The sequence below is a fragment of the Nereida ignava genome (assembly GCF_047114695.1).
GTDB lineage: Bacteria > Pseudomonadota > Alphaproteobacteria > Rhodobacterales > Rhodobacteraceae > Nereida > Nereida ignava.
This window is the reverse complement of record NZ_CP112885.1, coordinates 1,689,931-1,702,372: the sequence shown is the minus strand read 5'-3', so window position 1 is coordinate 1,702,372 and position 12,442 is coordinate 1,689,931. Positions and strand designations below refer to the sequence as shown.

Annotated in this window: 10 protein-coding genes; 2 read left to right on the top strand and 8 right to left on the bottom strand. The window is 52.4% G+C overall.

What is annotated here, in order from left to right; genetic code table 11:
* Positions 1–44: 44 nt before the first annotated feature.
* The 4 genes from OLX08_RS08400 to OLX08_RS08385 all read right to left on the bottom strand — a co-directional run bounded on the left by OLX08_RS08400 (position 45) and on the right by OLX08_RS08385 (position 4,269).
* Entirely contained in the window at positions 45–818 is a 774-nt protein-coding gene (locus OLX08_RS08400) for an IclR family transcriptional regulator (RefSeq protein WP_391480877.1), read from the bottom strand.
* Between the two features lie 8 nt (positions 819–826).
* Positions 827–2,185, bottom strand: coding sequence for a TRAP transporter large permease (locus tag OLX08_RS08395; protein WP_391480876.1), 1,359 nt, complete (start codon positions 2,183–2,185; stop codon positions 827–829).
* On the bottom strand, positions 2,185–2,853 hold the full coding sequence (locus tag OLX08_RS08390; protein ID WP_391480875.1) for a TRAP transporter small permease: 669 nt from the start codon (positions 2,851–2,853) through the stop codon (positions 2,185–2,187). Before OLX08_RS08390 ends, OLX08_RS08395 begins: the two co-directional genes overlap by 1 nt.
* Positions 2,854–3,036: 183 nt before the next feature.
* Positions 3,037–4,269, bottom strand: a complete 1,233-nt coding sequence (locus tag OLX08_RS08385) for a TRAP transporter substrate-binding protein (protein ID WP_391480874.1) — start codon at positions 4,267–4,269, stop codon at positions 3,037–3,039.
* A gap of 110 nt (positions 4,270–4,379) precedes the next feature.
* Here OLX08_RS08385 and OLX08_RS08380 point away from each other — a divergent pair, with 110 nt between their 5' ends.
* Complete coding sequence (locus OLX08_RS08380) at positions 4,380–5,972, top strand: GMC family oxidoreductase (protein ID WP_391480873.1); 1,593 nt, start codon at positions 4,380–4,382, stop codon at positions 5,970–5,972.
* A gap of 58 nt (positions 5,973–6,030) precedes the next feature.
* On the opposite strand, the gene OLX08_RS08375 is transcribed toward OLX08_RS08380, so the two are convergent.
* Positions 6,031–7,710, bottom strand: a complete 1,680-nt coding sequence (locus OLX08_RS08375; protein WP_391480872.1) for a DUF2793 domain-containing protein — start codon at positions 7,708–7,710, stop codon at positions 6,031–6,033.
* Positions 7,711–7,870: 160 nt separating this feature from the next.
* On the opposite strand from OLX08_RS08375, the gene OLX08_RS08370 reads away from it, so the two are divergent.
* The gene (locus OLX08_RS08370) at positions 7,871–8,806 is read left to right on the top strand and encodes a mannose-1-phosphate guanylyltransferase (RefSeq protein WP_391480871.1); all 936 of its coding nucleotides are present in this window, start codon (positions 7,871–7,873) and stop codon (positions 8,804–8,806) included.
* A gap of 98 nt (positions 8,807–8,904) precedes the next feature.
* On the opposite strand, the gene gyrB is transcribed toward OLX08_RS08370, so the two are convergent.
* From gyrB to OLX08_RS08355, 3 genes are all read right to left on the bottom strand, one after another.
* A complete protein-coding gene (gene gyrB, locus OLX08_RS08365; RefSeq protein WP_341247636.1) occupies positions 8,905–11,319 on the bottom strand; it encodes a DNA topoisomerase (ATP-hydrolyzing) subunit B in 2,415 nt (804 codons plus the stop codon).
* 77 nt (positions 11,320–11,396) lie between these two features.
* Positions 11,397–12,017 carry a LysE family translocator gene (locus tag OLX08_RS08360; protein ID WP_391480870.1) on the bottom strand — a complete coding sequence of 207 codons (621 nt, stop codon included), beginning with the start codon at positions 12,015–12,017 and terminating at the stop codon, positions 11,397–11,399.
* Positions 12,014–12,430, bottom strand: coding sequence for a VOC family protein (locus tag OLX08_RS08355; protein ID WP_391480869.1), 417 nt, complete (start codon positions 12,428–12,430; stop codon positions 12,014–12,016). Before OLX08_RS08355 ends, OLX08_RS08360 begins: the two co-directional genes overlap by 4 nt.
* Between the last annotated feature and the right edge of the window lie 12 nt (positions 12,431–12,442).

The window sequence follows — 12,442 nt, the reverse complement described above, 5'->3', positions numbered from 1 at the left end:
TTGCTTACCTTAACGTCAAAGTTTCAAATAGATAGTAAGCAAATTTATTCCGTTAATAATTCTTCAAGCTGACCCGCTGCTGCGCGCAATGGTTCAAGCTGCTCTTGCAAGCGCGCCAATCCACCGCGTTGGATGGGGGCGTGCAAGGATAGTGTCGAAACGAGGCGGCCTTGCGGGCCACGGATCGCGACAGCAATTGCCGCCATCCCGTCCATGAACTCTTGATCATCAGTTGCGAAACCACGTTTTGCAGTCAGCAAAAGCTCTTTTTTCAACGCGTCAGCCGTGACAAGCGTGCGGTCCGTGCACTTTTCAAGTGGATAAGACTTCAACAATCGGTCAAGCTTTCCCGCGTAAAGCGATGACAGATACATCTTGCCGCTAGCTGTACAGTGGAAAGGTACTTGGCTGCCGGCAGGCAACTGAATGCGCAACGGCCAATGGGTTTCTACGCGGTCAAGGTAGACCATCCCATCGCGATCGGGCAGCGCAATATTGCACGTCTCGCCCACTTCTTCGGCAAGCTGCCCAAGTACCCGCAACCGCTCTGTACGCACGCGCTGAGACGACAGCGTTCCAAGCGCCAAGCTGCGCAGGCGCGGCCCCGGCCCGTAAGAACGCCCATCAATATCACTTTGCAAAAACCCTTCAGCAACAGCTGTTTGGATAAGCCGATGGACCGTCGGTTTGGGAAGGCCAAGGCTTTCACCAATGACCGACGGCGTGATCGGCACCCCGGCACTCACCACAGCCTCCAGCAGCAAAAGGAGCCGGAGGTTTGTAGGAATTTGCCCGTTATGGGATGCGTCGTCTGGCATTTAACCTCTTAGCGGTCCGGCAGTAGGAACAGCGCAAGGTCAGGCGTCAACGCGACGATGATCCAAACACTGATCAATGCGACCAAGTAGGGAACCGTGTACCGAAGTAGACGGAAATACGGAACCCCCGTCACACCGGACGCCACGTATAAGTTCAAGCCATAAGGCGGCGTGATGAACCCAATGGATGCACCTACCAAGAAAATGACCGAGAAGTGCACCGGATCAATCCCGACAGACGCCGCGATAGGCGCCAAAATCGGGGCCAGAATGATCGTCACGGGAAGCGACTCAAGGATCATGCCTGAAAAGAAGACGATGATCATTGATGTGAACAAAACTGCGTAATAGCCGCCCATTCCGGTCACAAAATCACCGATAACTTCTTTTGCACCTAGGTCAGATAGTTGCTGCTGCATCACCACGGACACCGCAATAAGAGGCGCAAGGATACCCGTAATTTGCGCCGAGCGCGTCACGATTTTTGGCACTTGAAGCAGCGTGAAGCCTTCCACGACAAACATCGATCCAATGCTTTTGTCAGCAACCGGCATGTCTTTGTCTGAGCCCATTACCTTATTAAGCGGGAAGCAGATCATGCCAACGATAATACAAAAACCAACGGTGACACCGGCTGCCTCAGTGGGTGAAAACTTACCTGTGTAGATCCCCCAAAGCACCAGACCAATTGCGAAGAAACCAAGCCACGCGCCAATCGCTGTTTTCAAAACACGCATGAAAGACAGCCGGATCAAAATACCCCAACCGTTGATTGTGCAGATGATGAAACACGCCAGCATCATGGCCAGCACCATCAACGCACCCGGCACAATGCCCGCAATAAACAGGTCTGAGATCGGCAGGTTCATCAAGAAACCATAGACGATGAAAATGATCGACGGCGGGATGATGATGCCCACTGTGCCGCCCGCCGCTGCGGTGGCTGCCGAGAAGCGTTCGTCATAACCGCCTTTTACCATCTCAGGGTGCAGCATAGAGCCGATGGTCGCCGTGGTCGCAGAGTTTGAGCCTGAGATCGCCGCGAACAAACCACACGCGCCAATCGCGGCCATCGCCAACCCGCCTCTGAGCCAGCCAAGACAGGCATAGGCAAAATCGGATAACCGCCGCGCAATACCCGACTGGTTGATCAGGTCACCCGTCAGGATGAAAAGTGGCATGGCCAACAACGCGAAGCCTTTGTTGAACACATTGAGCAACTCATTACCCGCGTTATCAAGTTGGAGACCCGTGACAAAACTACAGCCAACAACCCAATAGAATATCACCAACAAGACGGGCACACCCATCATGAACAAGAACGTCACAGCCATCGAAATAAGCGTAATCCAGCTTCCATCAGTCATCACGCATCTCCCCCGATAACAGCTTGTTTGATCAGCTGATTGCCTGATCTGTAGTTTTTCCAGTCCTCCAGCCAATTACCAATCACGCGGCCAGACATCAGGGTAAAGGCGAATGGCACAGTTAAGATATACCACCACTGCATGACGTTGTCGGTTCCGAACACAATCTGAAAGTTAGCCGCCGAATTGGCCGTCACGCGCAGTGTCGTCGTGATGACAACCCAGCAAAACCCAAGCCACAAAATAGCGTCAACACTAAGCGCCGCCATCTGACCCGTTGGAGAAAGCTTTGTGCGGAATTCACTAAATGACAGGTGCGTGCGCAGCTTAACGTTATAAGAACATCCGAACCACGCCATGACCATAAACAGCAGCGGCGGAATGGTTGTGGACCACGGGACCTGGCTTGAAAAAACGAACCGGTCGATGACGCCCCAAAAGATAATTCCGGCAATGATCAGGTAAGTGACTACCGTCACGCCACGTTCAAGCTGACGCTCGAGAAAGGGGACGGTCTTATAAATAAAATGAACAAGAAACCCGCCGCAGACGGTTACGAACAGCATCAGAAGCCACATGCCGTCGGTGCGAAACGCGGTTTTCATCTCAAATGAATCTTGTGAAAGAATAGCGGAAATAATGTTGCCCGCTTCGGTCCAGATGGACATGCTGGAACCCCCCTATTTGGTAGTGAATAATACACCGTGCTGCGTGGCGCAGCCTTCGGCCCCCGTGCATTTAGTATATCTGACCAAGGGAATATGCACCGTTTGGTACACCTCTCCTACCCCCTCGGTCAGAAAAGCCGGCCCACAAAATGCAGGCCGGCCAAACTTTCGTCCGAGGCTAAATTAGCCTTTCCACCAACGACGTGGCTCAACGTTTTCTGGCTTCATATCTTCGTCGACTTCGCGCGCGATGTCGTAGATTTCTTGATATGTATCAAGGCCACCGGCCCAACCGTTGAGGCGCTCACGCCACTGTTCCCACAACTGTGGTTGGAACTCGGGTGAACACATTTCTTCGGCTTTGCGGCGTTCTTCTTTGCTCAGGAATGCGTTGCGAACATTGTTTTCCGCAAAGATTGTGCCTGGCAAGATCGGATCAGATTGACCAACTGTTTTGACCAGTGCCGCTTCGTTTGCTGCCTGAACGTGTGTTTGCGCCCAGTATGAAGACTCGTTCACCGCGTCTTGCAGCTCACCACCAAGGCCATCAAATACTGACGCGCTCATGGCTGTGTGCTCTGTGCCGCAGAAGAAGTTCAAGTGAACCGACTGTGAAACAACGGGTGCCATGTTGGCGTACGCCACCGCAGATGCCCATGTTTCAGCACCGTCGATGAGACCTTGCTTCAGACCATCAAGCGTTTCTTCCCATGCAACCGGCACTGGGTTCAGGTTAAGCGCCTGCATCGCGATACGGCCAAGCTGTGTGCCTGTTACGCGGTTTTTGGTGCCAAACAGTTGCTCAATGCTGGTGACAGTTGGTTTATCTTGCCATTTCAGGCCCAGTTGGATGCCGCGTAATTCGGCGTGGCTGAACAAGAACTTCAGGCCGTGACGCTTTTCATATGGGTCACGTAGAAGCTGTTGTGATTTGGGGTGGTACAGGAAGTGATACTGCGACGCACGACCCGGGAACATAAATGCATAGTCCAAAACGTTAAGGTACGGCGCGCCACCTGCTGAGTTCTGCGTAGACGCCGCATAGATGTCGACGATGCCCTGCTGGGTTTTCTCAACGCATGATGTCTGACCACAGATCTGGTTGTCGCCGATGAATTCAACACGAATCTCACCATCGGTACGTGCTTCAAGATCACGCGCAAATTCCAACGCGCCTGCGCGCTCGATCAAAAGGTTGCGCGCATTGAAGCCCGCAGCACCAAATTTCAGCGTATGTTTCGCCGGCTTGGAGAAGCGCTTTTCATATGTTGATTCCGCCGCACTTGCCAAGTTTGCAAGGCTCATTGCGCCGCCAAACGACCCCGCCGCAAGCAGCGTCGAACTCATCCCGTAGCGACCTGCCACTTTGAACAAATCACGACGTGAAATTTTGCTTAAATTGTCACTGGTACCCATGTTTTCCTCCCATATGGTCCATTATTGAGACTTTTTGTATCAAAAAAGCCTAGCGCGGAGTTTTGTTTTTGCATAGTCTTTTTTTCAACCGCTTCTAGGAGGACGCTGCATTGGACGCAGATTTTATCATTGTTGGTGCTGGTTCAGCAGGCTGTGTGCTCGCCAACCGGCTTAGTGAGGACCCAAATAATAAGGTTGTTTTGCTTGAGGCAGGCGGTCGCGATTGGAACCCGTGGATCCACGTTCCGGTTGGCTATTTCAAAACGATGCATAACCCGTCGGTCGATTGGTGCTACCGAACAGAACCCGATCCGGGCCTAAACGGACGTTCAATTGACTGGCCCCGCGGCAAAGTGCTTGGAGGATCATCCTCACTCAACGGTCTTCTCTATGTGCGCGGCCAAGCAGAGGATTACGACCGCTGGCGTCAAATGGGCAACGAAGGGTGGGGCTGGGACGAAGTGCTTCCCCTCTTCAAAAAGTCAGAAGCAAATGAACGCGGCGCAGATGAATTTCACGGCGATGATGGCGGATTGTCTGTGTCAAACATGCGCATCCAACGACCCATTTGCGATGCATGGGTCGCCGCCGCACAAGCGGCCGGCTACAAATTTAACCCAGATTATAATGGTGCCAACCAAGAAGGCGTCAGCTACTTTCAGCTTACTACACGCAACGGTAGACGATGCAGTTCCGCAGTAGCTTTCTTGAACCCTGCACGTAAGCGGCCAAACCTGAAAATCATTACAAACGCCCAAGTGCAGCGTGTTGTTCTGGACGGCAAAAAAGCGACGGGCGTGACCTACCTTGATAAGTCAGGGCAGGAGCACACCGTGAACGCACGACGCGATATTGTGCTGTCCTCAGGTGCGATCAACTCACCCCAGCTTTTGATGCTGTCGGGCATTGGTGACACAGATCAGCTTACAGAAAACGGCATCACCCCTTTGCATAAACTCGACGGCGTCGGCAAAGGCCTTCAAGATCACTTACAGGCTCGTTTGGTATTTAAATGCAAGGAGCCAACGCTGAACGACGAGGTTCGTAGCCTCGTAAACCAAGCCAAAATTGCAGCGAAATATGCGCTGTTCCGCTCGGGCCCGATGACGATGGCCGCAAGTTTGGCGACTGGCTTTTTCAAAACGCGCCCCGACGTTGGTACGCCAGATGTGCAGTTCCATGTTCAACCGTGGTCCGCGGACAGCCCCGGCGAAGGGGTGCATCCATTCTCCGCCTTCACAATGTCTGTGTGTCAGTTACGCCCTGAATCGCGCGGTGAGATTCGTCTAAACGGACCCAATCCGATGGATTATCCGAAAATTATTCCCAACTACCTTTCAACAGAAAACGATTGCCGCACAATTGTTGAGGGCGTCAACATTGCCCGCCGCATCGGTAAGCACGCGCCGTTGGACTCAAAAATTTCTGAGGAGTTTCGGCCAACAAAAGACCTCGCCATGGACGATTATGAGGGGACGTTGGATTGGGTGCGCAATCACACCGCATCAATCTATCATCCGACTGGCACCTGTAAAATGGGCCAAGGCACCGATGCAGTTGTGGATAGCAAACTTAAGGTGCACGGAATTGAAGGCCTACGTGTCGCGGATTGCTCGATCATGCCAGAGATCGTTTCCGGTAACACCAACGCGCCCGCGATTATGATCGGGGAAAAATGTGCGCAAATGATGCTACAGGGTTAAGAACGAACGAGGCGTCTGACACGATGTGTAACGCCTCGCTCAATTACTTTTGAAACGGCTAAATGCGCACCACTGAAACCGAAGGCACTGCATACACCAGTTCGTTCGTCCCACTCTCACATGACGGCACACGTACGGTCAGCTCTTTTGACGCATTACGCTCAAGGTGGCTCAAGGCTGCCTCGCGCATATAAATGTCCGCGAACCATACAGAATGATTAGGTCCAGTGTCAGGAAATCCGTTGGCGCCGCCGCTGATATTTGATGAATTTACACCAATAATTAATTGCACAGAGGCAGTCCCCGGCGCGAACTGCATGGGTGTATTTTGACCACTCAGGTCAGTGCCGCCAATGTAAGAGCTAACACGAAACCACGTATTCGTTTCGCTTGGAACAACGTCAGAAATACAGGCTCTTGCCGTTATGCCACCGCTAGAATTTGCGAGCTTTGTTCCAATGGGCCATGTTCCATCAGGCTGATCTGGAGAGCCCAGCGCCGCTGGCCAAGGCGCAAGCAAACTGATCCGGTTGTTCGACTTATCGACGCCCGCCACATCAAAAAGGCCTTGCTGAACCAACCGGCTATACCCTTCGTACAAACGTCCATTTGCAGTACGGTAGCCAAATATAATTACACCTAAGTCCTCAGCGGCATCGCTAGTGTCATTCCAACCGCTAGCGTCACTGACTTCAATCACCTTATCACCGACGGCCAAAGGCGCCGTAAGCTCAGATAAGCTATCAATACCCGCGCTTTGATAGCGCATATGATGGTGCGCCTCGATCAGTGCGCCGTCGCTATCAAAACAATTGAACGCAACACTCTGCTGATGCCGCTCAGCAGCGCTGAACGCTGACCAATCCCCAACTGCGATATCCTGACAGACCGCAACCCCAACTTCATAACACGCGTTGGCATTCAACTGGATGCGGTCAGGCAGCTCAACCCAACTAGTGTACCCAGACAACCGCCAACTGCCCCGCGTATCAGGCCCCATGCTTTCGTCAAATGTGGCAGACAACAGCGAATTTATATCAGGCCCCAACTCACCGGCGCCGTTCAAAATTAGATTAGCGTCCCGCGCACCGTTGCCCGCTAAACCGGACGGAAAACTCACCTGCCCCGAGGCGTTTGAGGCTGTTATCGCAGAACGGAAATTGCCTCCATCGTTGCTGACTTTGATAGTGAAGTCGTCATTCGCCACAGTTCCAAGTTCCGCGCGGCCACCCCAATTTGTTTGGAACAATACACTCGCAGTATCCTGCTCAGACGCCTTGTTGATTTTGAGCTGATGGCCGTTGCCATCATGGTTAAACAGTGCCGCCTTACTTGAGAGTGCCAATCGGTTCACCTCATCAGCCATCGCATTCACACCAAGTGTGGCGTGATTGCGTGTGACTACATCATGCCAAGCAGCGCCATCCCACACAAGCAGTGTGTTCTGCGCGGCAGCCCACACACGCCACCCTATTTGCGGCGTGAAAAACACCCAACCTTCCCCATCAAGTTGCGCGATACTGCCACCGTGCCCTGCCCAATCAGCAAGGGCTGGCTCAGCAACAATAAAGCGAGCATCTGCACTTGCATCTTGTGGTGGCTGCGCAAGCGAAGCGTCCGAAACGCTGAGCTGCACAAGCGTATCAAGTGTCCGGATGCTATCATTATGAGTAAGGTGCTTTTGCGCCTGAGATGACTGAATATACGGCAGATCAAGAAGTGGTGAACGTGTGGTCATGATGGCTCCAAACAAGGCAAACTAAGGGTGCATGCACTTTGTTCCGCGGCGCTTAACCTGCGCTTAACCATCCGCGCGCTAACGCCTTAAATGACGCAACATCCTTGGATATCTAGAGGCAGACCTGCCAAAAGGTAGACAGGCAAACGGATGACTTACTATGAATGATATTTACCCAGTTTTACTTTGCGGCGGCTCCGGAACACGCTTGTGGCCTTTATCGCGCAAAAGTTATCCAAAGCAATTTGCGTCTCTGATTGGCGATAAAACGCTTTTTCAGGCTTCAGCCCTGCGCGTGTCTGGACAAAATGATCATGGGCTTGAATGGCGCAAGCCAATCGTCGTTACCAATTCCGATTTCCGATTTATTGTGACGGAGCAACTCTCAGAAGTTGCCATTGATCCCGGAACCATTTTGATTGAGCCAGATGGCAAAAACACGGCACCCGCGATCCTCGCTGCGGCCCTACATGTGGCACAAACGGATCCCGACGCTGTGCTATTGATCGCGCCTTCTGATCACCTAATCCCTGATGTCAGCGCGTTCCAACAGGCTATTAGCACGGGGTTAGCAGCCGTGAAAAATGGTCAGATAGTGACATTCGGGATCACGCCGACCCATGCTGAAACAGCCTATGGGTATCTTGAGCTTGCGACACCATCCGTTAACGATAATCCATGCGCACTGGCTCGCTTTGTTGAGAAACCGTCAGCAGACATAGCCGCGGAGATGCTGGCTGCTGGCAATTATCTGTGGAACGCTGGTATCTTCCTCGTGGCGGCAAAAGACGTGATTGCAGCCTGCACAACCCACGCAGAGGCGCTTTTGGCGCCCGTAAAACGCGCCGTTGAAAAGGCAATTGTGGACTTGGGGTTCTTGAGGCTAGCGCCCGATGAATGGACAAAGGTCAAAGATATTTCGATCGACTACGCCGTAATGGAGCATGCAACGAACTTGTCTGTCGTGCCCTTTGGCGAAGCATGGTCCGACTTGGGGGGGTGGGATGCTGTTTGGCGAGAGCACACCCCAGATGCAAATGGCGTCGTAAGCGGAGCAAACACCACCGCGATCGAATGTTTGAGTATTTCAGCGTAAGTAGTAGGCGCGAAAAAGATGGGTGCTCTATGTGCCCCAAAACAAAATGGCGCAGCTCAACAAAGCTACGCCATCAATGTTTAGGTCATGTAGACGGATCAGAAATCGAGGTTTTCAACTGACAATGCGTTGTTCTGAATAAAGTCGCGACGCGGCTCAACAACATCGCCCATCAGCTTGGTAAAGATATCATCGGCATCCGCCACATCTTCGATTTTGACCTGCAAAAGTGTCCGCGCGTCGGGGTCCAGAGTTGTTTCCCAAAGCTGATCCGGGTTCATCTCACCCAGACCTTTGTAGCGCTGCAGCGACAGACCTTTTTCGCCTTCCTCAAGGACAGCAGTCAACAGATCAAGAGGCCCGTAAATTGGAACAGTACGGTCTTTGCGATACAGCTTGGCCGGCAGGCTATACACCTCTTGAAGTGCTTCGGTCATGGTACCTGTCCGCCGCGATTCACCGCTGCGCAGCATAGGTCCGTCCAGAACCCGCGCTTCTTCAACACCGCGTAAAATTCGGGTCAAACGCATGCCCTTGTCTTGGGTTGGGCGGCCCGTCCAGCCGCGCTCATACTCAAGCGCAATCAGGTTCAAACGCTCTGCAACTTTGTCGGCAACACCCTGCAAATCGGCGTCCAAAACGCCCGGCACAAAAGCCCCTGCGATCGCAGCTTGCTCAAGAATATGGCGCGGATAATGGGTTGGGAATGCCTCCAGCACTCGGCGCATTTGACGTGCATCTTCGACGACACGGCGCAAATCTTGGCCTGAAATCTCTTCACCCGATTGCAACTGCAAAACAGCACCGTCGATCCCTTGATCAATGAGGTAATCATCCATCGCCGCTTGGTCTTTTAGGTAAACTTCGGACTTACCGCGTGCCACTTTGTAAAGCGGCGGTTGCGCAATATAGAGGTAACCTTTTTCGATTAGCTCGGGCATTTGACGGAAGAAGAACGTCAACAAAAGCGTCCGAATATGGGCACCATCGACGTCCGCATCGGTCATGATGACGATTTTGTGGTAGCGCAGTTTTTCAATGTTGAACTCGTCACGGCCAATGCCAGTACCAAGCGCCATCACAAGGTTACCAATCTCTTGGCTGCCAAGCATGCGATCAAAACGCGCGCGCTCAACGTTCAAAATCTTACCTTTCAAGGGCAAAATCGCCTGCGTTTGACGGTCACGACCAGTCTGTGCTGAGCCCCCCGCAGAGTCACCCTCGACAAGGAAAACTTCAGTTTTTGACGGGTCTTTTTCTGAACAGTCTTTCAGTTTACCCGCAAGGAAGTTTACATCCATAGCCGTCTTGCGACGCGTCAGTTCGCGGGCTTTGCGCGCAGCCTCACGCGCCATTGCCGCCTCAATGATTTTGCCGACAACGATCTTGGCCTCATTGGGGTTCTCGCCAAACCACTCAAGAAGTTTCTCTCCAACAAGGCTTTCAACCGCGGGACGGACTTCGGACGAAACAAGTTTGTCTTTGGTTTGGCTAGAGAATTTCGGATCGGGCACTTTTACCGACAACACACATGTCAGTCCTTCACGGGCATCATCACCCGTAAAGTTCACCTTTTCACGTTTGGCGATGCCTGTATCTTGGGCATATTTTTGAATGGTCCTCGTCAACGCACTACGGAAACCCGCCATGTGGGTGCCGCCATCGCGCTGCGGAATGTTGTTGGTGAATGGTAGCACATTCTCATGATAGCTGTCGTTCCACCACATCGCGACTTCAACGCCGATGTCGTCTTTTTCACCCTTAACGTAGATTGGCGTATCCATCACAGAAGACTTTGAGCGATCCAGATACTTAACGAATTCCTTCACACCACCGTCGTAAAACAACTCACTCTTCAATTCTTCTGCAGGACGCTCATCAACCAAAATGATCCGCACGCCTGAGTTCAAGAACGCCAGTTCGCGCAAACGCTTTTCGAGTGTTTCAAAACTGTAATCAAGATTGCTGAACGTCTCCAGTGACGAAAGAAAACGCACCTCAGTACCTGTCTCGTCAGAGGGGCCGACCCGCTCAAGGTGTTTGACTGTATCGCCGCGCTCAAACCGTGCGATGTGCTCGGACCCATCACGCCAAACGCGCAACTCGAGCCAGTCCGACAACGCATTTACAACTGACACACCGACGCCGTGAAGGCCGCCAGAAACCTTGTAGGAATTGCTGTCAAACTTACCGCCTGCGTGCAGCTGTGTCATGATGACTTCTGCTGCAGAAACGCCTTCCTCTTCGTGCATTCCAACAGGAATGCCGCGCCCGTTATCACGCACTGAAATGCTCGAGTCACCGTGAATTGTAACCGTGACATAATCCGCATGACCGGCCAGCGCCTCGTCAATGCCGTTATCAACGACTTCGTAAACCATGTGGTGTAAACCAGAACCGTCATCGGTATCACCGATATACATTCCAGGGCGCTTACGAACAGCCTCTAACCCCTTGAGAACCTTAATAGAATCGGCACCGTATTCTTGCGGCGTGACTGGCGTGTCGGACATGCGATTGTAACCTCGTATTTTCACACTTTTATACGAGGTTTAGCGCTGATTGTCACGCCTCACCGCTATATTTTGCGTCAGGTAAACGGAATGACCAACCCAACCAAAATCAGCAATACTCCACTGGTCAGATTGATCCGTTTTAGACCTGTTTTGGAGGTTAAAACTGGGCGGATCCGCTCGACAAATACGGCCAAAATCATGTTGCCTGTCAGCGGAACAACAAACGACAATGTACAAATCATCAACGCATCGCGCCAAGTTACCTGCGTCAGATCAAAGAACCCCGGCAAGACGCCAACATAGAACAAGATCGCCTTGGGATTGCCGATGATCACCGCAATACCCGCCACAAACCCAGCCATCATGCCGGGTCGGGTTAACCTACTGTCTGAGCCAAGGGCGCGGTCAGAATTACGGATCAGCGAGTATCCCATAACGAAAAATATGATCGAAGCCGCATATCGCAGGACGATCATAAATTCCTCAAACTGAGTGACAAAGACGGACACGCCGAAAATGGCCACGATTGGCCACAGGAAGTCACCCAAAGCCACACCAAGGGCGAGCGGCCAAGCGGACTGGAACCCACCAGATAACCCACGGGCAATCAAAGCAACCCAAACGGGTCCGGGCGTCATGAACAAGACAAGCAACGAACCTGCATAAAGAAGCGCGCCCGCCAAATCGATGGTCATGCAATGTGTCCTTCGTCGTTCAGCGGCCAAAACGGATTACACGCAACTTCCCAAATATGGCCATCTGGATCAGCAAAAGCCCCAGAATAGCCACCCCAAAAGATAGCCGCTGGTTTCTTCACGGGTTTGGCACCTGCGCTTAATGCCAAGTCATACGCCGCATCGACTTCGGCCTCGGTTGGGTAGTTTTGAGACAGATTTGACGCACCGCGCCCCAAATCCTCGATGCTCAAATCAAGATCTTCAGCCATTTTCCTAAGACTATAGAGCCCGAACTTAGCGCCGCCGATATCGTAGAAGGCCACATCATCCGTCGCCTCTTCTTGCACCCAACCAAGCGCCGCATAGAAAGCTTTCGACACAGCCAAATCGGCGACACCTAAAGTGATTAATGTAACTCTATTTGCCTGCACTGCACCCACTCC